Origin of the sequence: Nonomuraea phyllanthi, assembly GCF_006334985.2 — a bacterium.
Taxonomy (GTDB): domain Bacteria; phylum Actinomycetota; class Actinomycetes; order Streptosporangiales; family Streptosporangiaceae; genus Nonomuraea; species Nonomuraea phyllanthi.
Genome location: NZ_VDLX02000015.1, coordinates 165904 through 192072, shown reverse-complemented (window position 1 = coordinate 192072; position 26169 = coordinate 165904). Strand labels below are relative to the sequence as shown.

Sequence of the window (26169 nt, the reverse complement as noted above, 5' to 3'; positions counted from 1 at the left end):
CCTAGGCCCCCGCGCTGGCGGCCTTCGGACGTCGCGTTCCGAGCACGGCGTGCAGCCGCGCCCTGACCTCCGGCCATTCCGCCTCGACCACGGAGAACATGGCCGAGTCGCGCAGCCGCCCGGCCTCGCCCGGCGCCCACGACGGCGACCAGTTGCGCAGCACGCCCTCGAAGCGGGCGCCGAGCCGCTCGATGGCCCGCCGCGACCGCTGGTTGCGGGCGTCCGTCTTGAGGTCGACGCGGGCCACCCCCAGCGTCTCGAACGCGTACGTGAACAGCAGCAGCTTCGCCTCGACGTTGAGCCCCGTCCCCTGGGCGGACGCCGCCAGCCACGTCCAGCCGATCTCGACGGCCCGCAGCGCCTCGCGCCCCGGCCACGAGCGGGGATCCCAGAATCCGGTGCAGCCCACCGCTGCCCCGTCCGCCACGCGTATCTGCGCGAACGGGGTCAGACCGGGGCGGCCGAGCTGGGTCTCCAGGTAGTCGGCCACCTCGGCGGCCCTCGGCACCATCGTGAACGCGTACGACGAGCGGTCCTCCTCGACCGCCCGGACCAGATCCGGCGCGTGGTCCATCGACAGCGGCTCCAGCCGCACGAGCGATCCGCGGAGCACGGGAACATCGAGCCGCAGGCTCATCAGGGCCTCCTCATCGCTCCTGGCCTTGGCACCTTTCCCGCTTCAACGGGCAGGTTGCCGGACCGTCGCAGGGCCAGGTCCCTCGGGTCCTCTGGATGAATCTCGGTGATGACGATCATGCCCGTGCCCCGGGAACCGCGTCAAACCGCCGGCACCGGGTTCTAGCTCTGCGGCAGGTGCGCCTTCGCCTCGTCGTAGCCGGCCTCACCGGGCGAGCCGGCGGGGGCGTAGACGAGGTTCAGCACCCCCGTCTTGAAGATCTCGGAGGACACCAGCCGCAGCGGGATCGACGGCTCGCCCTCGTCGAACAGCCGCATGCCCTTGCGGACGGCGATCGGGTGCACCATCAGGTGCAGCTCGTCCAGCAGCCCTGCCGCGAGCAGCTGCCGGACGACCGAGACCGAGCCGCTCATGCCGATGGTGCCCTCACCCGGCTCGTTCTTCAGCGCCCGGACCGCCTCGACGAGGTCGCCGTCGATCAGCTCGGAGTTGCGCCAGGTGAACTCGAGCTGCTGGCGCGACACGACGATCTTCCGCGCGTCGCCGAGGACCTTGGCGAAGGGGGCGTCCTCGCCGCCGGCCTCCTCGCGCTCCGGCCAGGCCCCGGCGAAGCTGTCGTAGGTCTTGCGGCCGAGGAGCAGCGTGTCGACCGTGCCGAGCGAGGCGGAGACGGCGGCGCCCATCTCGTCGTTGAAGTACGGGAAATGCCACTGGTCGGGGGCCTCGACCACGCCGTCGAGAGCGATGAACAGCTGCGCGACGATCTTCTTCATGGGTCCTCCACCGGAGTCGTGATGCCTGCTTACCCATAACAGACAACGCGGCCCGCCGGAAGTCATCGGTGATCCGCCTCAGGGCCGGGAGCGCCCGGGCCGGCGAGGCCGTGCAGCAGGAGCCGGGTGAGGGTGTCGATCACCACCTCGTCGTCGGGCCCGCCGACGGCGGGGTCGCCGGGGGTCAGCGCGTACGCGAGCATCGACAGCATCCCGCCCATCGCCGCCGCGACCAGCTCCGGATCGCCCGGCAGGGGGCGTCCCAGCTCGCGTAGGTGCTCCAGGTGCTCGCGCAGCATGCGGGTGTCCTCGACCAGGCGCCGCCAGCTCTCGCCCGCGCCGGGGCCCGCGGCCATCGCCGACTCGAACAGCGCGATCATGACGGGCCGGTTGTCGCGCATCAGCCGCCAGGCCACCGCCAGGTGCTCGCGGAGCTGGTCGTGGTCCGTGAGGTCGTGCGGCGGGTGCTCCTCCTCGAAGTGCTCGTGCGCCTTGCCGTGCATGTCGGCGAGCAAGGCCTGGAGCAGGTCCTCCTTGCTCGCGAAGTGGTCGTAGAAGGAGCCGGTGGCCCGGCCGGCGGCGGCCGTGATGTCGGTGATCTTCGTGTTCAGGTAGCCGCGCTCCATGAACTGCCGCCGGGCGGCCTCCTTGAGCGCCGCCTCCGTCTCCGCCGCCCTGGCCTTGCGCACTCCCACCGGAACCTCCTCTTGACGCCGTTGGCCTGCCTCAGCATACTGAGGCCAGTTTCACCGAATTCTTATTCACCGAATCCGAGTTCAGGGGGATGTGTCGTGCGGGTAGTGGTGGTGGGCGGAGGCGTGGCAGGCTCGGCGAGCGCGGTCGCGCTGGCCCGGATCGGGGCGCACGTCACGGTGTACGAGGCGTACGACGATCCCGCCGGGCCCGTCGGGTCCTTCGTCAGCCTGTCGGTCAACGGGCTGCGCGGCCTGGAGGCCCTCGGATGCCTCGAAGCGGTCCAGCGGGCGGGCTTCCCGGTCGAGCGGCAGCGCATGTGGTCAGGCCGGGACCGGCTGCTGGGCGACGTGCCGCGCGGGCGGCGAGGCGGCGACCCGCTGCACAGCGTGACGCTGATGCGCGCCGACCTGGTCAGGGCCCTGCGGGAGGAGGCGACGCGTGCCGGCGCCCGCATCGCCGTCGGCACGCGCCTCGGCCCCGCTCCCTCCGGCCCGCTCACGGCCGGAGCCGACCCGTACGGCGCGCTCAAGGCGGGGGCCGACCCGTACGGACCGCTCACGGCCGGGGCCGATCTGGTCGTCGGGGCGGACGGCATCTGGTCCGCCACCCGTCAGACGATCGACCCCACAGCCCCCTGGCCGAGCTACGCGGGCCTGTACTCGATCTCCGGCGTCACCGATCGCCCCGTACACCTGCCCGGCGACCGGCCCCAGGGCTTCAACATGGTCTTCGCCCGCCGCGGCGCCTTCATCTACCTGCCCGCCCCCGACGGCACCGTCTGGTGGTCGGCGCAGGTCGCCGCCGCCGACCCGCCCGCCGACCCCGCCGCCGTCACGCTGGGCGAGCTGGCCGGGCTGTTCGCCACGGAGCAGACCCCGCACGCGGTGATCCGCGCGTCCTCGGCGGTGACGGCCGCGACGCTGCTGCACGTCCTGCCCCCGGTGACCCGCCGCCACGACGGACGGCGCACGGTGCTCGTCGGCGACGCGGCCCATCCCGTCGGCGCCGGGCAGGGAGCCTCCATGGCCGTCGAGGACGCCATCGCCCTCGCCCGCGAGCTGTCCGCCACGGCCGACATCCCCGCCGCCCTGGCCGCCTTCGACCGGATCCGCCACGACCGTACGGGCAAGCTGGCCAGGAGCGCCGCCGCCAACCGGGACGCCAAGACCGCGGGCCCGGTCGCGGCCCGGCTCCGCGAGATCATGATGCCGTTCTTCTTCAACCGCTTCTACGAGAAGGGCACCGGCTGGCTCTACGACCACGACCTCGGACAGCTGCCGGCGGGCCGCCCGTACTGACGCCGCCGCCCCGCCCGTCCGCGGCTCGGGCGGCGGGCGTCACATCGTGGAGAGGCGGCGGGCGAGCCGGGCGGCGGCCTCGCGCAGCTCCGGCGGCTCCAGCACCTCCGCCTCGAAACCCAGCCTGGCCACGTGCATGGCCAGCCAGTCGAGATCGTCGCCGCCGGCGACGAGCAGGCACCACCCGTCGCGGTCGTCCTCCACCCTCGCCACCTGAGGCGGCACCAGCTCCCGCACCTGCTCGGGCCGGGCGCGCAGGCGTACCCGGACGAGATACCGGTACGGCGCCTCCGTCATGCCCCGCTGCACGTAGGAGACCGGGTCAGGATGCTCCCTGCGACGGAAGCGCCAGGTCGTCGCCGACACCTCGCGCATCCGGTCCAGCCGGAAGATGCGCCAGTCGTCGCGGTCGACGTCCCAGGCCATCAGGTACCAGCGACGGTTGGTGGCCACCATCCGCACCGGCTCGACCGTGCGCTCGTGCTCGTCGCCGTCGCGGCCGGCGTACCGGAAGCGCACCCGTACGGCGTCGCGGCAGGCCCGCGCGAGCGTCACCAGCAGCTCGGGGTCGATCTCGACCCCCGGGCCGACCAGGGTCTCGGTGGCGCCGTGCACCGTCCGCACCTCGGCGCGCAGCCGGGGCGGCATCACCTGGTCGAGCTTGGCGAGCGCCCGCAGCGCCGCCTCGCCCGCACCGGCGACCGTGCCCCCCGACGCCAGCCGCAGGGACACCGCCGTCGCGATCGCCTCCTCGTCGTCGAGCAGCAGCGGCGGCAGCCGGGTGCCCGCGCCGAGCTGGTAGCCGCCGCCGACGCCCGCCGCCGCGTGCACGGGGTAGCCGAGCGCGCGCAGCCGCTCCACGTCGCGGCGCACCGAGCGGTCGGTGACGCTCAGCTCGGCGGCCAGCTCGGCGGCGGTCCAGGACGGCCGCCGCTGCAGCAGCCCCAGCAGCCGCAGCACCCGCTCGGTCGTCGACTCCACACTCATACGGACATCATTCTCCCCATCACGGACCGATTCTGTCCGGTATCTGTCTCAGGATGGCACCATGACCGAGCAGAACTGGAACTCACTGATCCGCGACCAGATCTCCTGGCACTGGACCCATCAGTTGCGCGACCGCCTCGACGGGCTCACCGACGACGAGTACTTCTGGGAGCCGGTGCCCGGCTGCTGGAACGTCCGCCCGCGCGGCACCGGCACCGCGCCGGTCCAGGCCGGGTCCGGCGCGATGACCATCGACTTCGCGATGCCGATGCCCGAGCCGGCACCGGTCACGACGATCGCCTGGCGGCTTGGACACGTGATCGTCGGGGTGCTCGCGGTGCGCAACGCCACGCACTTCGGCCGCGCCTCCACCGACTACCACTCGTACGAGTACGCGGCGACCGCGTCGGAGGCGCTGGCCCAGCTCGACGCCGAGTACGCCACGTGGCTGGCCGGGGTCGAGTCGCTCGGGGAAGCCGAGCTCGCCCGCCCGTGCGGGGAGGAGGGACCGTTCGCCGACCGCTCCATGGCGGAGCTGGCGCTGCACATCAACCGCGAGCTGATCCACCACCTGGCCGAGGTGTGCCTGCTCCGCGACCTTCATCTGTGGAAGGGGAAGTGATCTGCGCGAGAACGCGTCCGAGGTGGCCGGGTGACGCCCGCTGAGCACTCCAGGGTGCCGGCAGTCCGTCCCCGTGCCATCGCGGGATCACGTGGGCGTGGAAGTGGAGGACGTCCTGCCCGGCGGCCTCGCCGGTGGCGTGCCTGACGTTCACGCCGTCGGGGTCGAGCGCCGCCTTCAGCAGCGCGGCCACGCGATGCACCATCCGGGCGACACGTCCGTGCGCGGCCTCGGAGATCGCCCAGATGCCGGGCGCGTGCTCGCGCGGTACGACCAGGGTGTGCCCGCGTGAGGCGGGACGGATGTCGAGGAACGCCAGGGTGTGCTCGTCCTCGAGGACACGGAACGAGGGGAGCCGCCCGGCGACGATCCCGCAGAAGGTGCAGTCGTCCATCCACCCGATGATCGCACTCCCAGGGCGGAGCGGCCCCGGTCAGTCGAGCTTGGCCTCGCGCCCGTGGACGATGAGCGCGTACAGCACGAGCACGTCCACCGCGATGACGGCGAGCGACCACCACGGGTTCACGGCGATCCAGGTCAGCTGGGTGAGGGCGTTCAGCATCACCAGGATGACGCCGACCATCCTGGCCCAGTCCTGTCCGCGGATGACGGCGACTCCCGTGGCCAGGATGACGATGCCCAGGCCGAGGTGGACCCAGCCCCAGCTGATGACGTCGACGAGCACGAGCCGGTTGAGCGCCTGCAGGTAGACGCGGTCGGCCAGGAGAGCCGTGAGGCCGGTGATGATGTCGAAGAACCCCGAAAGGATCATCATCATGCCGCCGAACCAGATCCAGCCGACCCAGCCGGTCACCTGTCGCGTGTGTTGGTAGGTCATCCAGGACATCTTCCCCGACCCCTCCCCGCACAACCGGACAGAAAGAACATAAAGCTACATAAACAGACATATGGGACTATGATGGCGTCCAGTCTTCCCTCCCCCTGGAGAACCGCCGATGCGCATGATCGTCCATATACGCCCCGTTGACGACAGCGTGGGGCACGAGGAATCCCCGCACTGCGCATGCGGCCCGGCGGGCCAGGAGGTCTACCTCGGGGCGGGCGAGCAGAGCCTCGGCACCATCTACCGCCACCACCCGCTCGTCCCGTGCCGGGAGTGGGAGGCGTCGGCCATCTGACCGCGCGCCCGGTCGCCCAACGTGCCCCACTCTTGGGGTGCTCCTTGCCTTCTTCGGAGCCCGCCGGGGGCACTACCGTCCCATGGCAGACCTTCCCTTTCAGGATCGGGCGGACTTCGACCGCGCCGAGCGTGGCTTCGTCGCCGCGCTGACCCCCGCGATCGTCGAGGCAGCCGACGGCACGGTGGTCTGGGACGGCGACGCCTACGACTTCCTGAACGGCGACTGCCCGCCGAGCGCGCATCCCAGCCTGTGGCGCCAGGCTCAGCTCTGCGCCAAGCAGGGCCTGTACGAGGTGACCGAGGGCATCTACCAGGTGCGCGGCCTCGACCTGTCCAACATGACCCTCGTGGAGGGCGAACGCGGCGTCATCGTCATCGACCCGCTCATCTCCACCGAGTGCGCCGCCGCAGCGCTGCGGCTCTACCGCGACCACCGGGGCGACCGGCCGGTCACCGGCCTGATCTACACCCACTCCCACGTCGACCACTTCGGCGGCGCCCGCGGCGTCACCGACGGCGCCGGCATCCCCGTCATGGCCCCCGCCCACTTCATGGAGCACACCGTCTCCGAGAACGTCCACGCCGGCACCGCCATGAACCGCCGGGCCCTGTACATGTACGGGCAGCTCCTGCCCCGCTCCCCCGAGGGCCAGCTCGGCTGCGGGCTCGGCATGGGCACCTCGTCCGGCACCGTCTCCCTCATCCCGCCCACCCTCGACATCACGCGTACCGGGCAGGAGGAGACGGTCGACGGCGTACGCATCGTCTTCCAGCTCACCCCGGGCACCGAGGCGCCGGCGGAGATGAACTTCCTGTTCCCCGATCGCCGTGCCCTGTGCATGGCCGAGAACGCCACCCACAACCTGCACAACGTGCTCACCCTGCGCGGCGCCCTGGTCCGCGACACCCGGGTCTGGGCCCGCTACCTGGACGAGGCCATCACGCTCTTCGCCGACCAGGCCGACGTCGCCTTCGCCTCCCACCACTGGCCCACCTGGGGCAGGAACGACATCGTCACGTTCCTGTCGCAGCAGCGCGACCTGTACGCCTACCTGCACGACCAGACCGTACGCCTGCTGAACCGGGGACTGACCGGCGCCGAGATCGCCGAGACCATGCAGCTGCCGCCCGCCCTGGAGCAGGCCTGGCACACCCACGGCTACTACGGCTCCGTCAGCCACAACGTGAAAGCGATCTACCAGCGCTATCTGGGCTGGTTCGACGGCAACCCCGCCCATCTGTGGGAACACCCGCCCGTCGAGCAGGCCCGCCGCTACGTCGAGTGCCTCGGCGGCACCTCCTCCGTGGTCGCGCTGGCCGAACGCTACGTCCGGGAGGGCGACCTGCGCTTCGCCGCGACCCTGCTCAACCACGCGGTGTTCGCCGACGAGAAGGACTCCGCCGCGCGCCGGCTCCTGGCCCAGGTCTACACGCGGATGGGCCACGGCGCCGAGAACGCCACCTGGCGCAACTTCTACCTCACCGGCGCCGCCGAACTGGCCGGACCGCCCTCGGCGGGCACGACCACGACGACGTCGCCGGACATGCTCCAGGCACTCACCGTCGAGCAGGTCTTCGGCTCCCTCGCCATCCGGGTGAGCGGGCCGGAGGCCTGGAACGAGCGCTTCGCGATCGACTGGCACATCACCGACCTGGACGAGCGCCACCGTACGACGATGTCCAACGGCGCCCTCATCCACCAGAGGACACCCTCCGGCGACGGAGCGGACCTGACGCTGCGGCTGAGCAGGCAGCGCCTGCTCGACCTGTTCAGCGGTGACGGTGGGGACGGCGCCGACGGCATCGATCACGACGGCGACCTGACCGTCCTGCGACGGCTGACCGCCGTACTGGAGAAGCCCGAGCCGGACTTCGCCATCGTCACACCCTGACCACACTCACAGGAAGATCACTCATGAGTCACCTGATCGCCATCTCGTACCCCGACCTCCAGACCGCCATGTCCGTACGCGACCGGCTGGGGCAGATGCAGAAGCAGAACCTCATCATGCTGGAGGACGCCGCGGTCGTCGAACGCAGGCAGGACGGCAAGATCAAGCTCCACCAGGCCACCAGCCTGGCGGGCGTGGGCGCGACCGGCGGCGCCCTCTGGGGCGGCCTCATCGGCCTGCTGTTCTTCATGCCGCTCCTCGGCATGGCGCTCGGCGCCGCGGCCGGAGCGGCGGGCGGCGCGCTCACCGACGTCGGCGTGGACGACAAGTTCATGCGCGACCTCGCCGCCGACCTCGAACCTGGCACCGCCGCCCTGTTCCTGCTGGTGGTCCGGAGCACCCCGGACAAGGTCGTGCCGGAGATCGCGCAGTACGGCGGCCACATCATGCAGACCTCGCTCAGCCACGAGCAGGAGGAGCAGCTGCGCGCCACCGTCGAAGCCGCGACCAGGACACGCGCCTAGCGGTGCGGGAAACCGTCGTCACGCGGGACCGGCAGTGTGGCCCAGGGGCACGGCGCCCCGGTGAGGCCGCCGCCGGTCCCCGGCACACGGGGCACGGGGCACGGGGCACGGGGCACGCCGAGGAGTTCACGCCGAAACGAACGTGATGGCCATGGCAGGAAGCAGTCGTATGCGTCGCTCCAGGACGGAGATGCGGGAAGGCATCGTCGAGACGGCCACCCGGCTGTTCTCGTCGCTCGGCTACGACGCGACGCCGCTCCACATGATCGCCGACGCGGCCGGGCTGGACGTCGGCACCGTCACCGACCTCCTGGGCGACAAGCGCGACATCTACCTCCAGGTGATGGAGCGGGCCTATCTGCTGCTCAAGGCGAGCCAGGACGAGGGATTCGCCCGGTTCACGCGTGACCAGGCAGGCGTCCGCCTGCTCGTGGAGCACCATCTGAGCTTCTGCATGGAGCATCCCGAAGTGCCGGAGCTGTGGATGCACCGATGGCTCTCGGACGCGGCCGACGTCACCGAGGTGGAGATCCGCTACCTCAAGCCGATCCTCGACCGGGTCGTGGACGAGCTCCAGGACCTCGTCGCCCCCAACGTCGACCTCGGCGATGCGCTGTGGACGCTGATCTGGTGCATCCGCGGTTTCGTCGTGGGCGGCATCCTCACACCGGGCGGCGAGATCACGGGGCCGCGCGACCCCGAGGCGCTGCGGCAGTTCCGCACGCACCTGAACCTGCTCGTGGACCGGATGTTCGGGCCGGGCGGCTGACACGGGCCGCGCGCTCACCGACCGTCCGCACGCACCCCTCCGGATCCGCCGCCTCCGAGTCGGCCGCCCGTCAGCCCTGGGCGTCGAGCGGGACGTGCAGCGAGAGGTGCGGGGACAGGGCGCGGAGGAAGTCCGGGGCGTCGAAGACCGCGCCCGCGGAGGCGACGCCGGTGGTCCTGGTCCGGCCGGTGAGGACGCGCTCGACGGCCTCCACCGCGAGGGGCGCGCTGATGGCGTAGATGTCCTGGCCGGCGGCGGCCGCGCGGCGTTCCGTGCCGCCGGATCGGACGCGGACGTCCACGACGAAGGTCTGCGCGGAGCGGCCGCGCTCGTCCACGGCGGTCGGCGCCGTCGGGTCGGGCGCGAACAGGTCCGCGGCCGCCCTGGCGGTCATGTACGTGCGCACCTCCGGGATGTCCAGGTGGCTGGGCACGGTGACGACGTCGGCCATGGTGAACTCCCCGATGACGCTCTGCGGGCCGAGCGGGTCCGGGAAGGGCCACTCCAGGGTCGGCAGCGCGTCATCGTGGTACTCCAGCCGTCCGCCGGTGTAGCGGACCCGCCGCCCGCCCCGCCGCTGCCCCGAGACCGCGCCCGCGGCGAGGGTGCCGGCGGTGGGATGCCAGCTGCTCAGCCCGTACGCGACGTGCGCCTCGTCCGCCGCCTCCCAGTCGCCCATCGCGGCGGTGACCAGCAGGTCGCCGAGGCCGCCGTAGAAGGCCATCGCCGGGACCACCAGGGTGCCCGCGGTGCGGGCGCGGTCGGTGAAGTGCGCGAACGTGTCGGCGTTCGCCTCGATCTCGGCCGCCACGTCGACGTACGGGATGCCGGCCCGCAGCGCCGCCTCGACCAGCGGGGCGGCGGTCGTGGCGAAGGGCCCGGCGCAGTTGATCACGGCGGCGGCGCCGTCCAGCGCGCGGTCGAGCGAGGCCGGGTCGTCGACCGACGCCGGCCGCGCCTCCAGCCCGGGCCCGGCCTCGGCCAGCAGCTTGTCGTGGTCGCGGCCGGCGAGCAGCGGGACGTGTCCGCGCTCGCGCAACTCCGCGACCACGAACCGCCCGGTGTGCCCGTAGGCGCCGTACACCGCCACAACCCGACCCGATCCCATGCCCGCTCCCACGTGCTCTTATGAAGTGACTCAGCGGCTAAATCCTGACCTCCGTGCCTCCCCGGTGCCAGCGTCCGGAACGACACGATCCGTACAATTCCCGACATGACCTCTTTCCCGCGCTCCGTCGCGCTCGCCGCCACCGACGGGATGCTCCACTTCGAGCTGGGCCTGGCCTGCGAGGTCTTCGGCTCCGCCCCGGCCGCCGTGCCGGGCCCCTGGTACGACCTCAAGGTGTGCGGCACGGGCGCCGTGCGGGTCGGCCGGTTCCTGCTGGAGCCGGACCGCGGGCTCGACTGGCTGGCGCGCGCCGGCACCGTGATCGTCCCTGCCCTGGCGGACGTGGACGAGGACCCGCCGGCCGACCTGGTCGCGGCGGTGCGCGCGGCCCACGAGGCAGGCGCGCGGGTGGTGTCCCTGTGCACGGGAGCGTTCGTGCTCGCCGCCGCCGGCCTGCTGGACGGCCTGCGCGCGACCACGCACTGGGCCCACACCCGGGAACTGGCCGCGCGCCACCCCCGGGTGGAGGTCGACCCCGACGTGCTCTACGTCGACAACGGCAGCGTGCTCACGTCGGCGGGCAAGGCCGCGGCGATGGACCTGTGCCTGCACCTGGTCCGACGCGACCACGGCTCGGCGATCGCCAACGTGGTCGCCCGCCTCCTCGTCGTGCCGCCCCACCGGGCCGGCGGCCAGGCCCAGTTCGTCGCCACGCCGGTGCCCGCCCAGGACGACCACCCCCTGGGCGAGCTGCTCACCTGGGTGATGCGGCGGCTGGACCAGCCACTCACGGTCGAGGACCTGGCCCGCCAGGCGAACATGAGCTCCCGCCACCTGGCCCGCCACTTCCGCTCGGCCACCGGCACCACACCGCTGCAGTGGCTGCTGACGCAGCGCATCCGCCACGCGCAGGAACTGCTGGAGACCACGGACGACAGCGTCGACGCCATCGCCTCGGCGGCGGGGATGGGCACGGCGACGACCCTGCGCCGCCACTTCCACCGCACGATCGGCGTGCCGCCGGACGCCTACCGCCGGACCTTCCGCGCCTGACGCGAGGGGTCAGCGGTAGGTGTGGTAGCCGCCCCAGCCGTAGTGCCCGCCGTGGCCGTAGCCGCCGCGGATGCGGAAGTCGTCGACGTGCTTGCCGAAGACGATCCTGGTGCTGAAGAAGTCCTTCGAGGTGAAGCGCTTGTAGTGGTACCAGCGGCCGTCACGCTTGTAGTAGACGTCGAAGAAGCTGTAGCTGTGGTCGTGGCGGTCACGGTCCCACATGCGGAAGTCGAGCCAGTAGCGGCCGTTGCTCCGGCCCCACCGGTACTCGAAGCGACCGTCGCCGCGCTCGAAACGCTTCCAGCCCACGAAGGTGGACTGGGAGGCAGAGACGGTGGTGGCGGCGCTCGCCGTCGCGGCGGACGCCGACGCGGCCGGCGCGGCGGCGATCCCCGTGGCCACGGCACCCGACAGGACGGTGCCGACGATCAGCTTGGCAATGGTACGCACAATTTCCTCCGTTTACGTGGGCGCCCTCGGGGAGCGAGGACGCCGGGTCACCCCGTTGCCCGGACTCGTTGGCCGGACGACGAGAACGGTAGGCGGGGATCACCGTGCCGCTCTGCGTACAACGACACACAGGACGCCGAACGTGCAGTAGTACACATACGGCACTTCGGGCTCGGCACATGACTAAGCGCATAGTCACCTCTAGAATTCGTGCAGGACGGCTCGTCGTGGCACGGCACCTCGGGCGGCGGCATCGATAGCATGCACTCGGACTCGAAGGGGGCGAGGGTCGCGGATGGCCAGACGTCAGGCGCGATTCACCGCACAGGACTTGGCGGACGATCCCCGGCTGCGGGACCACTCCCCCGACCTGTGGAGAGCGGACCTCGGGGACATGCAGCGCCGCCTGCTGTCCTCGGCGGTGCGCTGCTTCGCGGCGAACGGGTTCCACGCGACGACCACGCGCGACATCGCCGAGTGCGTCGGGCTCAGCCCGGCCGCCCTCTACGTCCACTTCCCCTCGAAGGAACTCGTCCTGTTCGAGATCATCAGGGCCGGGCACGAGCAGGTCCTGACGTACGTCCGCGACCCGGGCATCCTGGCGCTGGAGAACTCGGCGGACCGGCTGCGCGCCATCGTCTCGGCGTACACCAGGTGGCACGCCCGCCACCACGTGACCGCGCGGGTCTGCCAGATGGAGCTGAACGGCCTCACCGCCGAGCACTACGGCGAGATCGTGGAGCTGCGCCACCAGACCAACGGGTTCTTCAGGGGCGCGGTCGCGCGCGGGGTCGCCGACGGGTCTTTTGCGCGGGTGGACGTCAAGCGGGTGACGCGCGCGATGCTGTCGCTGAGCATCGATCTGGTCCGCTGGTACCGCCTCGACGGCTCCGACTCGCCGGAGCAGCTCGGCGAGTTCTACGCCGAGCTCGCGCTGAAGCTGGTCACCCCGTCCCGGGGCACGGCCGGCGGGTAGTCCTGGGCTCGCGGTCGCGCCGTGCGCAGGATTTCACCGGTTGACAAGCGGGCGCCCGCAGCCTGACTATGCGCTTAGTAACCCGCGGGCCGCTGATCAGATCCCCTGCCCGTCGCGCACTGGAGGCTCCATGCACGCCCTGATGCAGGACCCGACCTCGTGATCTCCCGATCTGCCGCAAGCACCGCCCCAAGCGGAGGCCGCTCGCATGCGTGACCACGCCGTGCCCGCGGCACGGACACCAGGTGCGACGATGGGCCGGCCCCTGGCCGACCGCACATGGACCGACGCACCGCTGACCGGGGCACCATCCCCCGTATCGTGCCGGATCTTCCTGGAGCTGCTGGCCCGCGACGCCACGCCCGTCGAGTTCGAGGAGCCCGTGGTGTCGGCCCGTGCCGCGGGCGCGCCGCCCGGGGCGCTGGCGGAGCTGGAGGCGGCGAAGCTGGCGGCGCTGCGCGTGCGCGCGGCCATGCGCCGGCAGGCCCGCCGCGAGGCCGAGCTGACCGCGCTGTTCGACATGGCCGGCGACCTGGCCGGGCTCAACGACCTCGACGCGATCCTGGAGGTGGTCGTGCGCCGCGCCCGGCGGCTGCTGAACGCCGACATCGCCTACGTGACGCTGAACGACGACGAGAGCGGCGAGACCCGCATGCGGATGACCGACGGATCGATCTCGGCGGCCTTCCGGCGGCTGCGGATCCCGCTGGGCGACGGGCTGGGCGGGCTGGTGGCTCAGACGGCGATGCCGTACAGCAGTGACCACTACCTGGCTGACCCGCAGTTCCGGCACCGCGCCTTCATCGACGACGCGGTGGCCGAGGAGGCGCTGGTGGCGATGCTGGGCGTGCCGATGCGGGTGGGCAGCCGGGTGATCGGCGTGCTGTACGCGGCCAACCGCAGCGAGCGCCCGTTCGCCCCGGAGAAGGCGGTGCTGCTGGGCTCGCTGGCGGCGCACGCGGCCCTGGCCGTCGAGAGCGCGCGGCTGCTGGCGGACACCCGTACGGCGCTGGAGGAGCTGAACGCCGCCGGCGGGAGGGCCCGGGCGCGCAGCGCGGCGATCGAGCGGGCCGCCCAGGCGCACGACCGCATGACGGCCGTGGCCGTCCGGGGCGGGGGCGCCGGTGACGTGGCCGGGGTGGTCACCGAGGTGCTCGGCGGAACGCTGCACGTCCTGGACGCGGACGGCCGGTGCCTGGTCACGTCCGGCGACCCGGTGCCGCTCGCGGAGGACGGGGCCGCCGCCGTGACGGCCGCCGCCGGCTCCCTCCACACCCGGGGCGGCGCCGTACGCCACGGCGACCTGTGGATCACCCCGGTCTCGACGCCTGGCGAGGTGCTCGGCACGCTGGTGCTGCGCACGGCGGCGGAGCTCGGCGACGCCGACCGGCGCATCCTGGAACGCGCCGCGCTGGTCACCGCGCTGCTGATGCTGCTGCGGTGCAGCGCGGCCGAGGCGGAGGCGCGGGTACGGGGCGAGCTGCTCGACGACCTGCTGGACGGGCGGGTGGACGGGCGGGTGGACGGGCGGGTGGACGGGTCAGGGGCGCTCGAACCGCGGATCCGCCGGGTGGGTCTGGACGCGGACGCGCCGCACGTCGTGCTGTCGGCCCGCTGCGCCTCGTCCAGGCATCGCGGGCGTGCCGCGTTCTGGGCGGCCTCGCACGCGGCGGCGATGCGCGGGCTGGCGACGGCCCGCGGCGAGGAGGTCGTCCTGCTGCTGCCGGGGGACGCGCCCGGCGAGACCGCGCGGCGGGTCGCCAAGGAACTGGGCGCGGCGCTGGCGGCGCCCGTGACCGTCGGCGGGGCCGGGCCGGTCCGCGGTCTCACCGGGGTCCCCGCCGCGCACCGGGAGGCGCGGAGCTGCGGCGACGCGCTGCTGGCCCTCGACCGGCTGGACGACGGCGCCGACTCCCGGGAGCTCGGATTCGTCGGCCTGCTGATCGGCGCCCACCGCGACGCCCGCGGCTTCCTGGAGACGACGCTGGGGCCGGTGCTCGACTACGACACCCGCCGCGGCACCTCCCTGGTCAGGACGCTGGAGACGTACTTCGGCACGCGGTGCGGCCTGTCCAGGACCGCCGAGCGCCTGCACGTCCACATCAACACCGTTCACCAGCGGTTGCACCGGGTGGACCGCCTGCTGGGCGAGGGCTGGCAGGAGCCCGAGCGAGCCCTGGAGATCCAGCTGGCCCTCCGCCTGAACCGCCTGCGGGGCTGAGCCCCCGGCGCCTGGCCAGGTGGCGGGCCGTTCCCCAGATGCCGCGGCGGAACAGCAGCACGATCACGATGAAGATCGAGCCCGTGACGATCCCGATGCCCTCGAACCCGGCGGTCGCGAGGAAGTCCTGGAGCTGGACGACCACGCCGGCGCCGATGGCCCCGCCCCACAGCGTGCCGATGCCGCCGAGGATGACCATCATCACGACCTGGCCGGAGGTGGTCCAGTAGAGCCCGTCGAGCGAGGCGAAGCCGTGGCCGATGGCGAAGACGCCGCCGGCCGTTCCGGAGAGCGCGGCGGACAGGACGAAGGCCAGCAGCCGGTAGCGGTCGACGGGGTAGCCGAGGGCACGCGCGCGGGCCGGGTTGTCGCGGATGGACACCAGGACCCGGCCGAACGGCGAGCGGACGATCCGCCAGGCGGCGAGCAGCCCGGCCAGCACGAACGGCAGCCCCGCGTAGTAGAAGAAGAACGGGTCGTACAGGTCGAGGCCGAACAGCTCGCGGGGGATGCCCTGCAGGCCGTTCTCCCCGCCCGTGACGTCCCGCCACTGGTTGGCCACGAAATAGATCATCTGGGCGAAGGCCAGGGTGACCATGGCGAAGTAGATGCCGGTCAGCCGGACCGACAGGAAGCCGATCGGCAGGGCCAGCAGCGCCGCGAACGCCGCGCCGCCGAGGATCGCGACCGGGAAGGGCATCCCGCCGTGCAGCGCGATCAGGCCGGTGCAGTACGCCGACCCGCCCCAGAACGCGGCGTGCCCGAACGACAGCAGGCCCGTGAAGCCCAGCAGCAGGTCCAGCGCCGCGGCGAACAGCGCCCAGCAGGCGATGTCCAGCGCCACCGGCGGGTAGATCAGCCACGGCAGCACGAGGGCGGCGAGGAGCCCGATCACGAGGAGCGCGATCCCGCCCCGGCCCGAGCGGGCCAGCCTGGACATGATCACCGGAACGCCTCCTCACGCCCGAACAGCCCGGCGGGGCGCCACAGCAGCACGGCGGCCATCAGGATGAACACCAGGATCTGGGAGAGCGCGGGCACGTACAGATTGCCCAGCGCCGACACCAGCCCGATGGCGAACCCGGCGGCGACCGAGCCGAACACCGAGCCCAGCCCTCCGATCACCACCACGGCGAAGACGGTGATGATCAGGTCGGCGCCCATCAGCGGGTTGACCGCGCGCATCGGCGCCGCCAGGACCCCGGCGAACGCGGCCAGCGCGACCCCGAACCCGAAGACCGGGGTCACCCAGCGGCCGACGTCGATGCCGAGCGCCCGGGTCAGCTCGGGCCGCTCGGTCGCGGCCCGGACGATCACCCCCACCCTGGTACGGGTGAGGACCACCCACACCACGGCGCACATGACGGCCGACACCGCCAGCACGAACACCTGGTAGGCCGGGTAGGTGAACAGCCCCAGGTCGACCGTGCCGGCCAGCTCCCGCGGCCGGGGGTAGGGCTGGGAGTTCACCCCGTACTCCCGCCTGACCAGGTCCTGGAGGATCAGCGCCAGCCCGAAGGTGAACAGGAAGTTGTAGAGCGGGTCGAGCGGCGCCAGCCGCCGGACGAACAGCCGTTCCAGGACCGCCCCGGCCACGCCCAGCAGCAGCGGGACCAGGGCCAGCGACACCCAGAAGTTCAGGCCGAACGCGTCGAGCGCGATGAACGCCCCGAAGGCGCCGAGCATGTAGAACGCGCCGTGGGCGAGGTTGACCACGCCGAGCATCCCGAAGATGACGGCCAGGCCGAGGGCGAGCAGGGCGTAGAACGACCCGCCCACCAGCCCGTTGAACGCCTGCTGGAGCACGCCGGCCGCCTACAGCTTGCACGCCGGGTCGGGCTGCGGCTGGAACGCCTCAGCGGCCGGGATGGTCCTGATGACCTTCTCGTAGTCCCACGGCTCCTTGACCTCGCTGGACGGCTTGACCTGCGAGAGGTACGCGTCGTGCAGCAGCAGGTGGTCTTGGGCGCGGATGGTGCCGTTGCGGACGAACATGTCCTCGAACGTGTGGCCCTCCAGCTGCTCGACCACCTTGTCGGAGTTGTCGGTACCGGCGCGCTGCACGGCCTCCAGGTACTGCAGGGCGGCCGAGTAGTTGGCGGCCATGTTGGAGGTGGGGCGCTTGCCGTTCCTGGCCTGGAACTTGTCGGCCCAGGCCCGGGTCTGGTCGTCCATGCTCCAGGTCCACATGGTGGTGTAGCGGGTCCCGGCCAGGGCGTCCGGTCCGAGCGAGTGGATGTCGCTGAGGGCCAGCAGCCCGAGCGCGAGCTGGACGCCCTTGTCGCGCAGCTTGTACTCGTTGTACTGCTTCACCAGGTTGACGAGGTCACCCCCGGCGTGCATGGTGCCGAGCACCTGCGGCTTGGGATCGAGACCGGGCGCCTTGAGCAGGAACGTGGAGAAGTTGTCGTTGGGGAACGGCGTCGGGTCCGACTCGACCACGGCCCCGCCGGCCGCCTTGATCGCCGCGCTGAAGGTCCTCTCCATGTCCTGCCCGAACGCGTAGTCCGGGTAGACGATGTACCAGCTCGTGCCGCCGTCCTTGGTCACCTCGGAGCCGGTGCCGTGGGCCAGCATGTAGCTGTTGTAGCCGTAGTGGAAGGTGTACTTGTTGCACGACTTGCCCTCCAGCTCGGTGCTGGCGGCACCGACGTCGATGAACACCTTCTTCTTGTTCCTGGCCACCGTGGCGACGGCGAGCGCGGCCGACGAGGTGGGCACGTCCAGGATCACGTCGGCGTGCTCGCGGTCGTAGAGCTCCTGCGCCTTGGAGTTGGCGATCTCGGGCTTGTTCTGGTGGTCGGCGGCCACCACATCGATCTTCTGGGCCACGGCCTTGTCGCCGTACCTGGCCCGGTAGTCCTCCACCGCCATCCTGACCGCCTCGATCGTGAGGCGGCCCGACGTGTCGGCGTAGATGCCCGACTGGTCGTTCAGCACGGCCAGAACCACCCCGCCGTCGCTGATCTTCCCGCCGCCGCCCGGCCCGCCCCCGCACCCCGCCAGCAGCAGCCCGGCGACGGCCAGCCCGCCGCTCCAGCCCGTGATTCTCATTCCGGCATCTCCTCTGTTCCGCGGGCTTCCGGCCGTTCAGATTCCGAGGTATTCGAGTAGTTGGTGCTCGCGTTCGCGTACCTGGTCGCGGTCCAGCGACTCGACGATCCGCCCCTCGGCGAGCAGATAGTGACGGTCGGCGACGGTGGCGGCGAAGTGCACGTTCTGCTCGACCAGCAGCACGGTCGTCCCGGCCGCCCGCACCTCGCGGAGGATCTCGCCGATCCGCTGGACGAACAGCGGCGACAGGCCCTCGGTGGGCTCGTCGCACAGCAGCAGCCGGGCGCCCGTCCGCAGCACCCGGGCGAGCACGAGCATCTGCTGCTCGCCGCCCGACAGCGTCGTCCCGGGAGAGCGGCGCCGCTCCTTCAGGTGCGGGAACGTCTCGTACACCCGCTCCAGCGACCACGGCTCCGGGCCGGCCGCCCCTCCGGCCTTCCGTACGGGTGCGAGCGTGAGGTTCTCCTCCACCGACAGGGTGGCGTAGATGCCGCGGTCGTCCGGGACGTAACCGAGACCGCCGCGAGCCCTCGCGTGCGGGGCGAGCCCGGTGATGTCCTCGTCGAACAGCGAGATCGTGCCCGCCGTCCTGCCGTACGCGCCGTGCAGGCCCATCAGGCAGCGCAGCAGCGTGGTCTTGCCCGCGCCGTTGCGGCCGACCAGCGTGACGATCTCGCCCTCGTCGACCCGCATCGACACCTCGCGCAGCGCCTGCGCCTCGCCGTACCAGGCGGACAGCCCGTCAACGCGCAGCATCGGAGTCCCCGAGGTAGGCGGTGATGACGCGGGGGTCGTGGCGGATCTCGGCGTACGGGCCCTCGATCAGCACCTTGCCGTGCTGCAGCACGGTCACCCGGTCGGCGAGGCTGGCGACCACGTTCATGTTGTGCTCGACCATGACCACGGTGCGGCCGGCGCGGATCCCGCGGACGAGCTCGATGGTGCGGTCCACGTCCTCCACGCCCATCCCGGCGGTCGGCTCGTCGAGCAGCAGCACCTTGGGGTCCAGGGCCAGGGCGAGCGCCAGCTCCAGCGCCCGCTTGCGCCCGTACGACAGCGAGCCCGCCGGGACGTCACCGTGGCCGGCCAGCCCGACCTGGGCGAGCAGTTCCGCGGCCCTCCCGGCGAAGCGGGCCAGCGCCCGGTCGGAGCGCCAGAACCGCCAGCCCAGCCCGGTGGGGCCGGCCAGCGCCAGCTCCACGTGCTGGTGCGGGGTCAGCTCGGCGAACAGGCTGGTGATCTGGAACGAGCGCGCCACTCCCAGCCGGCTGATCGCCTCGGGGCTGCGCCCGGCCAACTCCCTTCGACCCTCCAGCAGCACGCTGCCCGCAGTCGGCTTGAGGAAGCCGGTGAGCAGGTTGAACAGGGTGGTCTTGCCGGCGCCGTTGGGCCCCACCAGGGCGTGCACGCTGCCCTCGGCCACGTCGAGGTCGACGCCGTCCACGGCCCGGAAGCCGCGGAACTCCCTGACCAGCCCCCGAGCCCGCAGGACCGGTCCGGAGCCGGGCCGGCCTCCCGTGGGACCTCCTCCCATGCACCCTCCTCACGCGCCATCAGGTGACCTGGGTCACCGTGAACGCTAGGTGGCGGCCCGGACGGCGGACCAGGTGAGGTAAGCACACATTCAGGCGGCGTCCGGTATACGGCCGCGCACACCGATTCCGGGATCCGCCGGGGGACGGGCACCCGCCTGGCGCCGCGGTCACCGTCGGGCCGGGAGCGGTGGATGCCCTGACCACAGGACCCCGGCGAACAGTGGTGATCGCATACGTCGCCGTGCCCGTCGCCGTCGATCAGCATGGCGTCCACCACGGGCCTGACCGACGAGTCACCGCATGGGAGTCGCACATGCCCCTTCTTCTTCGACGATCCGCCCTCTTCTCGGCCCTGCTGGCCTCGCTCCTGACGATCCCCCTGGTGCCCGCGCGGGCGGACGCCCGCTGCTCGCACCTGGGCAGGGTGCACGTCCCGGGAGCGGAACACCAGGTCACCGCCTGCCTGGACGATCTGACCACCGCCGGTACGGTCGCCTCGGGACACACCGACGCCGCCGACTGGGCCGGGCTGCACTCGGCGAGCACCCGCAACCCGAGCGGGGTGCCGGGGATCCAGATCGACGGCTACTTCCACGACACCTCCACCTCCAACCCCACCCACGGCTGGAACCACGACGCCCAGTTCGTGATCCGGCTGCCGGAGAGGTGGAACGGCGGGCTGGTGGTCGCGGGGGCGCCGGGGAACCGCCGCCAGTACGCCAACGACTTCACGATCTCCGACTGGGTGCTGGCCAAGGGCTACGCCTACGCCTCGACCGACAAGGGCAACGGCGGCCTGGAGTTCTACAAGGACGGCAGGCGGCCCGGCGACGCCATCCTCGAGTGGTACCAGCGGATGACCCAGATCACCGTCGCCGCCAGGGCGACCGTCGCCCGCCACTACGGCAGGCCGCTCCGCAGGACGTACGCGGCGGGCATCTCCAACGGCGGCCAGCTCGTGCGGTGGGCGCTGGAGAACCACCCCGAGCTGTACGACGGCGGCATCGACGCCGAAGGCACGCTCTGGCCGCCCGACGACGGGCCGAACGCGCTGGTCTACCTGCCGGTGGCGCTGCGCAACTATCCCAAGTACGCGGCGACCGGCGACCCCGAGGCGCACGACGCGATGCTGCGGGCCGGCTTCGCCCCGGGCTCGGAGTTCCTCTGGGACTTCAACTACCGCGCCATCTGGGACGGCACGCAGCGCAGGTACCGCGAGGAGGTCGACCCGGACTACGACGGCGACCTGGAGGCGGGCATCCCGTTCTGCCAGAGCGGCACGCCGGCCTGCGATGCCGATTACGACTACTACGCGCGCCCGAGGAGCGTGCACCGGGCGGTGCGGCGGGCATCGCTGACCGGCCACATCGGCAAGCCGCTGATCACGGTGCAGGGAACGCTGGACGCCCTGCTGCCGATCAAGGTCCACGGTGACGCGTACGCCTCGTTGGTGCGCTCGGAGGGGATGGCCTGGCGGCACCGCTACTACCGGATCGAGGGCGCCTCCCACCTCGACATCGAGTACGACATGTTCCCGGACCGGATGCGGCCCCTGCTCCCCTGCATGCGAACGGCGTTCGAGGCCCTCGAACGCTGGACGGCCCGGGGCGGCGGCCAGGAGTCCCCGCCGCCCAGCGCCACCGTTCCCCGGCAGACCTCCGGCGACGTGGCCAACACCTGCGCCATCAGCTGACCGGAGCGCCTCCGGTCAGCCCGCCGGCCCGGCCAGCTCGCCGGCCCTGGCCCGGATGAGCCGCTGGACGATGAGGGCGGACGGCGAGGGCCGGCTGTCCTGGCGCTGCGTCAGGCACAGGTGGACGGGGTGCGCGTCCGAGAGGGGCAGCCAGACCAGGTCGGTGATGTCGGCCGAGGTGTCGAAGCGGGCGAGGATGCCGAGCCCGACACCCTGGCCGACCATCACCTTGACGGTCCGCGCCGACATGGCCTGCACGACGACGTCCGGAGCCGCCACGTGCCGGTGCAGCGTCTCCCACATCACGGTGCCCGCCCGCATGGTGACGATGGGCCAGGTCTCGAGATCACGCCACTGGACCCGGTCGCGGCCCGCCAGCGGATGGTCGGTACGCGCGTACACCCCGACGGGGGCGGAGATGAGCGGGATCCGGCGCAGCCCCGGCGCGGCCGGGCTCAGCGGCATGGTGATCACCCCGAAGTCCAGCTCGCCGTCGAGCACGGCGGCCTCGATGGCGACCGAGGCTCCCTCGCGGACGGCGAACCGCAGCCCGGGGTGGTGGCGGCGCAACCGGCCCACGACCGGCGCGATGATGGTCTCCACGGTCACCGTGACGCCGCCGACCTGCACCCGCCCGCGGTAGGTGCCGCTCGACTCCATCGCCGACTCGCGCACCGCCTCCTCGGCCGCGACCAGCCGGCGCAGCGGCTCGATCAGGGCCTGCCCGGCCGGTGTCGGGCGCACGCCGTGCCGGCTGCGCGTGAGCAGGACGACGTCGAGCTCCTCCTCCAGCAGCGCGACCTGCTGCCCTAACGTGGGCTGGCTGACGCCGCACCGGTGGGCCGCCGCACGCAGCGATCCCGTCTCGACGGCGGCCAGGAAGTAGCGCGCCCGTTCCACCCGCACCGCGCCACCATAAAGGCAGAACCTGTCACCTGTGAACTCCATTCATGTCTTCCCCACGCTCCTGCGGCGCGGCATGGTGACGTCAGTCACATCGACGGACCCGAGGTGAAAGGAATCCCCAGTGGCCAACCGCCCGCTCAGCGGAGTGCGCGTCCTGGACATGTCGACGATCCTGGCCGCCCCCCTGGCGTCCTCGCTGCTCGGCGAGTTCGGCGCCGAGGTGATCAAGATCGAGCACCCCGTCATGGGCGACCCGGCACGCCACTACCCGCCGCTGGAGGACGGCGAGTCGGCCGCCTGGGCGATGCTCGGCCGGGGCAAGCGGAGCGTCACGATCGACCTGCACCACGACGAGGCCGCCGAACTGGTCGGGCGGCTGGTCGCGGCCGTGGACATCGTGGTGACCAACTTCCGCCCGGCGACGCTGCGCCGGTTCCGCGTCGACTTCGACGACCTCCGGGCCTACCGGCCGGACCTCGTGATGGTCCAGGTGAGCGCCTTCGGCCGCACCGGCCCGTACGCCGACCGCCCCGGCTTCGCCCGCGTCGCGGAGGCCTTCGCCGGCCTGACCTACCGCACGGGCGTCCCGGAATGGCCGCCCGTCTTCGCCGGCTACCCCGTGGCCGACGGCGTCACCGGCATCTACGCCGCGTTCGCCGCCATGCTCGCGCTGCGCCAGCGGGACCTCACCGGGCAGGCACAGCTCGCCGACATCCCCCTCTACGAGCCGCTGCTGCGGATGATGGAGGACTTCATCGTCGAGTACGGCGCGACCGGCGAGAACCGCGAGCGCCAGGGCAACCAGAACCCGCACATCAGCCCCAACGACCTCTACCGCACCCGAGACGGCCGCTGGCTGGCCCTGCCCGCCTCGACCGAGCAGATGTGGCGCCGGCTGGTCAAGGTCATGGACGCCGCCGACCTCGCCGTACACGACTCCATGACCGCCCGGCTGGAGCACCGCGACGAGATCGAGGCGCGGGTCGCCGCCTTCGTCGCGGCGCACGACCTCGAACCGCTGATGTCGCTGCTCGCCGACGCCGGGGTGGCCGCCGGGCCGGTGAACTCGGCCGCGGACATCTGCGCCGACCCGCACGTCCGCGCCCGCGGCTCCGTGGTGGAGGTACGGGACGACAGGACGGGCCGCACCCGGCTCATGCAGGCCCCGGCCGGGCGCTTCTCCGGCTTCGACGCCACGATCGGCCACGCCGCGCCCGCCCTCGGCGCGGACACCGCCGACGTACTACGGGACCTCGCCGGGCTCGCGGAGCCGGAGATCCACGACCTCCGCCACCGAGGAGTGGTCTGACCGAGAAAGAGCAGTGCTCATGACCATGGCAACCCTGTCCATCATCGTGCTGGCCGCCCTTCTCGCGGCGACCCTGATACCCGGCTTCGACCTCGGGCTCGGCGCCCTGGCGGCGGCGTTCCTCCTCGGGCTCGCCGCCGGCGTGCCGACGAACGACGTGACGGGCTTCTTCCCCGCCGACTTCTTCGTGCTCATCGTCGGCGTGACCGCCCTGTTCGCCGTCGCCCACCTCAACGGGACCCTCGACTGGTTGCTCGACCTGCTGCTACGGCTGGCCGGCGGGCGGCTGGTGCTGATCGCCCTGGCCCCCTTCGCCATCGGCGCCCTGCTCACCGCGGCCGGCACCCTCCCCGCGGCCGCGACCGCCATCGTCTCCCCGATCGCCCTCGGCTTCGCCGCGCGCTACCGCATCTCGCCGCTGCTCGCCGCCGTCCTGGGCGTCACCGGGATCATCAGCGGGCTGCTCTCGCCGCTCGCCGTGTACGGGGTCACCGCGCGGGAGCTGAGCACCAAGCTCGGCATCGACCTGCCCGGGCCTGCCCCGGTGGCGTTCCTGAGCGGTGGGCTGCTCGCCGGGCTGGCGGTCTGCGCGGGGTGCCTGGCGGTCGGGATGTGGAAGGGCGGCATCCCGCGCGGGCGGGCCACCGCTCCTGCCCACGCCGGCACCCCCGTACCGGACCTCCCGCCCGGCACGCCGGGCGGCACCGGCGGGACCGGCACGGCGACAGACGGCACCACCACCACGCGCACCGCCACGCCTGCCCCCGTGGCGACGATGGAGCGGCCCGCAGGGACGCGTGCCATCACCCTGCTCTGCATGTCCGCCGTCGTCATCCTGTCCGTCGGCTTCGACATGAACGTGGGCTACCTCGGCCTCACCGCGGCGCTGATCCTGCAGCTGGCGTTCCGGCTGCCGCTCGACGCGATCGTGTCCAGGATCCCGTGGAACGTGGTCCTGCTGATCGGCGGCCTGCTGACGTACGTCGGCCTGATGCAGCACCTGGGCGCGTTCAAGCAGATCAGCGAGCTGCTCAAGGTGGAGGGCGCGCCGCTCCTCAGCCTGCTGGTGCTCTGCTACATCGCCGGCCTCACGTCCTTCGCCGCCAGCTCCATCGCCGTGTTCGCGACCGTCCTGCCGCTCCTGCCCCCGCTGGTGGCCGAGGGCGTCTCCCCGATCGGCGGCGTGCTCGCCCTCGCCCTGGCCTCGGTGCTGGTCGACCTCAACCCGCTGGGCATCACCGGCGGCCTGATCCTCGGCGCCGCCGAACCCGCCGTCCGGCCCCGCCTGTTCCGCCAGCTGCTCACGTACGGCCTGGTCTCCATCGTCGTCGCCCCCTTCCTGACCTGGCTCGCCTTCGGCTGGTGGTGAGGTGGCGTCCTAGGCGGGCGGGCAGTCCAGCGTCGTGCCGACCCTGGGAGTGATCGGGCCGTAGTAGTTGACCCGCGAGCACGGCACGGTGTTGCCGGTCACCATGACGTCGCTGATCGGGCCCGTGGCGTCGGCCCGCACGGACAGCCAGTTCCGTGAGCCGCAGTTCGTCACCGTGTTGCCGGTGATCTCCACGGTGCTCAGCGGCCCGCCGGCGACGGACTTGACGTAGACGCCGCCCTCGCACCCGTCGACGGTGTTGCCGGCGATGCGGACGTTCTGGGCGTTGAGCGTGGCGATGCCGTCCCACCGGGCGTTGAGTACCGTGTTGTTCTCGATGCGCACGCCGACATGCGGGTGGGCCGGGTCGGCGGTGTGGGAGCCGGTGAGCTGGCCCCATCCGCCCTGCGAGCCGGAGGTGTCGCAGACGTTGCCGGTGAGCAGGATGTCGCGGCATGGGGTGAAGTCACTGGCGCCACCCCAGGTGTTGCCTCCCACGGGCAGGTCCAGCTGGACGGCCTCGCCGTGCCACAACCCCTGGCCGGGGTCGGCGATCCAGCCCTTGAGCGCGCAGTCGCGGACCGTGCCCCGGCGTACCGCGTTGAGCTCGATGCCGTGCCACCACTTGACGTTCCACATGGTCACGCCCTGGATCAGCACGTCACTGGAGTGGATCATCGTGATGCCGTTCATGGCGGGCGCCTCGTTCAGCTTGCCGCGCTGGACGAAGTCCCACACGGGATCCCAGCTGCCACCGGTGATGGCGATGTTGCCCGCCCCGGAGTAGCCGCCGGTCGAGGCGCCGACGGAGTTGAGGACCATGGTGTGCTTCACGCCCTGGGCGGGGAAGCGGGCCACGATCCTGGCGTCGGTCGCGTCCAGGTGCGTGTTGCGGTACACGATCAGTGGTTTGGTCAGCAAATACGTGGCCTTGGGGACCTTGGCGATGTACCGTCCGGCCGCGTCCTTGCTGCCCTTGCCGTCCCTGGCCTGATCGAGCAGCGCCTGGATGGCCGAGCCGCTCACGTAGGCGGGCAGGGCGGCGGCGGACACCCCCCGAGGGGCCGCCGCGGCGAGAAGCCCCGCCGCTCCCGTGATGAACGCTCGTCGTCTGATCATGTGGAGTCCTTTCCGGCGCTCCGCGAGGGCGGCGTGG

General features: G+C 72.1%; 27 protein-coding genes and 1 riboswitch. Of the genes, 12 read left to right on the top strand and 15 right to left on the bottom strand.

From position 1 onward, the window contains the following. Window position 1: 1 nt before the first annotated feature. From FH608_RS34670 to FH608_RS34660, 3 genes are all read right to left on the bottom strand, one after another. A complete protein-coding gene (locus FH608_RS34670) occupies window positions 2-637 on the bottom strand; it encodes a GNAT family N-acetyltransferase (protein ID WP_139634591.1) in 636 nt (211 codons plus the stop codon). A gap of 7 nt (window positions 638-644) precedes the next feature. After that, window positions 645-739: riboswitch (SAM riboswitch) on the bottom strand. A 59-nt stretch (window positions 740-798) separates the two neighbouring features. Next, the gene (locus FH608_RS34665; protein WP_139634590.1) at window positions 799-1410 is read right to left on the bottom strand and encodes a dihydrofolate reductase family protein; all 612 of its coding nucleotides are present in this window, start codon (window positions 1408-1410) and stop codon (window positions 799-801) included. Window positions 1411-1472: 62 nt separating this feature from the next. Next, the gene (locus FH608_RS34660) at window positions 1473-2105 is read right to left on the bottom strand and encodes a TetR/AcrR family transcriptional regulator (RefSeq protein WP_139634589.1); all 633 of its coding nucleotides are present in this window, start codon (window positions 2103-2105) and stop codon (window positions 1473-1475) included. 96 nt (window positions 2106-2201) lie between these two features. Between FH608_RS34660 and FH608_RS34655 the strand changes: the two genes are divergently transcribed. Further along, window positions 2202-3404, top strand: a complete 1203-nt coding sequence (locus FH608_RS34655; protein WP_139634588.1) for an FAD-dependent oxidoreductase — start codon at window positions 2202-2204, stop codon at window positions 3402-3404. 39 nt (window positions 3405-3443) lie between these two features. Here FH608_RS34655 and FH608_RS34650 read toward each other — a convergent pair whose 3' ends face one another. Further along, window positions 3444-4391, bottom strand: coding sequence for a helix-turn-helix transcriptional regulator (locus FH608_RS34650; RefSeq protein ID WP_139634587.1), 948 nt, complete (start codon window positions 4389-4391; stop codon window positions 3444-3446). A 61-nt stretch (window positions 4392-4452) separates the two neighbouring features. On the opposite strand from FH608_RS34650, the gene FH608_RS34645 reads away from it, so the two are divergent. Next, window positions 4453-5013: a DinB family protein gene (locus tag FH608_RS34645; protein WP_139634586.1), complete on the top strand. Its 561-nt coding sequence runs from the start codon at window positions 4453-4455 to the stop codon at window positions 5011-5013. Here FH608_RS34645 and FH608_RS54510 read toward each other — a convergent pair. Continuing rightward, on the bottom strand, window positions 4940-5407 hold the full coding sequence (locus FH608_RS54510) for an HIT family protein (protein ID WP_139634585.1): 468 nt from the start codon (window positions 5405-5407) through the stop codon (window positions 4940-4942). The two genes, FH608_RS34645 and FH608_RS54510, sit on opposite strands and share 74 nt — an antisense overlap. Window positions 5408-5446: 39 nt before the next feature. Beyond that, complete coding sequence (locus tag FH608_RS34635; RefSeq protein ID WP_139634584.1) at window positions 5447-5851, bottom strand: DUF7144 family membrane protein; 405 nt, start codon at window positions 5849-5851, stop codon at window positions 5447-5449. Window positions 5852-5969: 118 nt separating this feature from the next. Between FH608_RS34635 and FH608_RS34630 the strand changes: the two genes are divergently transcribed. The 4 genes from FH608_RS34630 (at window position 5970) to FH608_RS34615 (ending at window position 9339) form a co-directional block, all read left to right on the top strand. After that, entirely contained in the window at window positions 5970-6152 is a 183-nt protein-coding gene (locus FH608_RS34630) for a hypothetical protein (RefSeq protein ID WP_139634583.1), read from the top strand. A gap of 82 nt (window positions 6153-6234) precedes the next feature. Then, window positions 6235-8046 (top strand): alkyl/aryl-sulfatase, encoded by a 1812-nt coding sequence (locus tag FH608_RS34625; protein ID WP_139634582.1) that lies wholly within the window; start codon window positions 6235-6237, stop codon window positions 8044-8046. Window positions 8047-8069: 23 nt separating this feature from the next. Next, complete coding sequence (locus FH608_RS34620) at window positions 8070-8570, top strand: DUF1269 domain-containing protein (protein WP_139634581.1); 501 nt, start codon at window positions 8070-8072, stop codon at window positions 8568-8570. A gap of 169 nt (window positions 8571-8739) precedes the next feature. After that, window positions 8740-9339: a TetR/AcrR family transcriptional regulator gene (locus tag FH608_RS34615; protein WP_193318799.1), complete on the top strand. Its 600-nt coding sequence runs from the start codon at window positions 8740-8742 to the stop codon at window positions 9337-9339. A 70-nt stretch (window positions 9340-9409) separates the two neighbouring features. On the opposite strand, the gene FH608_RS34610 is transcribed toward FH608_RS34615, so the two are convergent. Beyond that, on the bottom strand, window positions 9410-10447 hold the full coding sequence (locus FH608_RS34610; RefSeq protein WP_139634579.1) for a saccharopine dehydrogenase family protein: 1038 nt from the start codon (window positions 10445-10447) through the stop codon (window positions 9410-9412). Window positions 10448-10552: 105 nt separating this feature from the next. Here FH608_RS34610 and FH608_RS34605 point away from each other — a divergent pair, with 105 nt between their 5' ends. Beyond that, window positions 10553-11500: a helix-turn-helix domain-containing protein gene (locus FH608_RS34605; RefSeq protein WP_139634578.1), complete on the top strand. Its 948-nt coding sequence runs from the start codon at window positions 10553-10555 to the stop codon at window positions 11498-11500. A 9-nt stretch (window positions 11501-11509) separates the two neighbouring features. On the opposite strand, the gene FH608_RS34600 is transcribed toward FH608_RS34605, so the two are convergent. After that, on the bottom strand, window positions 11510-11950 hold the full coding sequence (locus FH608_RS34600; protein ID WP_139634577.1) for a hypothetical protein: 441 nt from the start codon (window positions 11948-11950) through the stop codon (window positions 11510-11512). Window positions 11951-12281: 331 nt separating this feature from the next. Here FH608_RS34600 and FH608_RS34595 point away from each other — a divergent pair, with 331 nt between their 5' ends. Together FH608_RS34595 and FH608_RS34590 are read left to right on the top strand one after the other, a co-directional pair. Next, window positions 12282-12926 (top strand): TetR/AcrR family transcriptional regulator, encoded by a 645-nt coding sequence (locus FH608_RS34595; RefSeq protein ID WP_226900157.1) that lies wholly within the window; start codon window positions 12282-12284, stop codon window positions 12924-12926. A 253-nt stretch (window positions 12927-13179) separates the two neighbouring features. Further along, entirely contained in the window at window positions 13180-15147 is a 1968-nt protein-coding gene (locus tag FH608_RS34590; protein ID WP_139634576.1) for a helix-turn-helix domain-containing protein, read from the top strand. Here the strand turns inward: FH608_RS34590 and FH608_RS34585 are convergent. From FH608_RS34585 to FH608_RS34565, 5 genes are read right to left on the bottom strand one after another with little or no spacing between them, the layout of a single operon-like run. Further along, window positions 15029-16087: a branched-chain amino acid ABC transporter permease gene (locus FH608_RS34585; RefSeq protein WP_139634680.1), complete on the bottom strand. Its 1059-nt coding sequence runs from the start codon at window positions 16085-16087 to the stop codon at window positions 15029-15031. The genes FH608_RS34590 and FH608_RS34585 overlap by 119 nt on opposite strands. 2 nt (window positions 16088-16089) lie before the next feature. Beyond that, complete coding sequence (locus FH608_RS34580; RefSeq protein ID WP_139634575.1) at window positions 16090-16953, bottom strand: branched-chain amino acid ABC transporter permease; 864 nt, start codon at window positions 16951-16953, stop codon at window positions 16090-16092. 9 nt (window positions 16954-16962) lie between these two features. Next, window positions 16963-18201, bottom strand: coding sequence for an ABC transporter substrate-binding protein (locus FH608_RS34575; protein WP_139634574.1), 1239 nt, complete (start codon window positions 18199-18201; stop codon window positions 16963-16965). Between the two features lie 36 nt (window positions 18202-18237). Next, the gene (locus tag FH608_RS34570) at window positions 18238-18957 is read right to left on the bottom strand and encodes an ABC transporter ATP-binding protein (RefSeq protein WP_139634573.1); all 720 of its coding nucleotides are present in this window, start codon (window positions 18955-18957) and stop codon (window positions 18238-18240) included. Next, on the bottom strand, window positions 18944-19735 hold the full coding sequence (locus tag FH608_RS34565) for an ABC transporter ATP-binding protein (RefSeq protein WP_139634572.1): 792 nt from the start codon (window positions 19733-19735) through the stop codon (window positions 18944-18946). The genes FH608_RS34570 and FH608_RS34565 overlap by 14 nt, the downstream gene beginning before the upstream one ends. A 314-nt stretch (window positions 19736-20049) precedes the next feature. On the opposite strand from FH608_RS34565, the gene FH608_RS34560 reads away from it, so the two are divergent. Beyond that, entirely contained in the window at window positions 20050-21429 is a 1380-nt protein-coding gene (locus tag FH608_RS34560; RefSeq protein ID WP_139634571.1) for a tannase/feruloyl esterase family alpha/beta hydrolase, read from the top strand. A 15-nt stretch (window positions 21430-21444) separates the two neighbouring features. On the opposite strand, the gene FH608_RS34555 is transcribed toward FH608_RS34560, so the two are convergent. Then, window positions 21445-22377 carry a LysR family transcriptional regulator gene (locus tag FH608_RS34555; RefSeq protein WP_139634570.1) on the bottom strand — a complete coding sequence of 311 codons (933 nt, stop codon included), beginning with the start codon at window positions 22375-22377 and terminating at the stop codon, window positions 21445-21447. Window positions 22378-22456: 79 nt separating this feature from the next. Here FH608_RS34555 and FH608_RS34550 point away from each other — a divergent pair, with 79 nt between their 5' ends. Next, window positions 22457-23644, top strand: coding sequence for a CaiB/BaiF CoA transferase family protein (locus FH608_RS34550; protein ID WP_139634569.1), 1188 nt, complete (start codon window positions 22457-22459; stop codon window positions 23642-23644). Window positions 23645-23663: 19 nt separating this feature from the next. Then, the gene (locus tag FH608_RS34545) at window positions 23664-25013 is read left to right on the top strand and encodes an SLC13 family permease (RefSeq protein ID WP_139634568.1); all 1350 of its coding nucleotides are present in this window, start codon (window positions 23664-23666) and stop codon (window positions 25011-25013) included. A 9-nt stretch (window positions 25014-25022) separates the two neighbouring features. Here the strand turns inward: FH608_RS34545 and FH608_RS34540 are convergent, their stop codons facing one another. Then, the gene (locus FH608_RS34540; protein WP_139634567.1) at window positions 25023-26132 is read right to left on the bottom strand and encodes a right-handed parallel beta-helix repeat-containing protein; all 1110 of its coding nucleotides are present in this window, start codon (window positions 26130-26132) and stop codon (window positions 25023-25025) included. Window positions 26133-26169 lie beyond the last annotated feature (37 nt).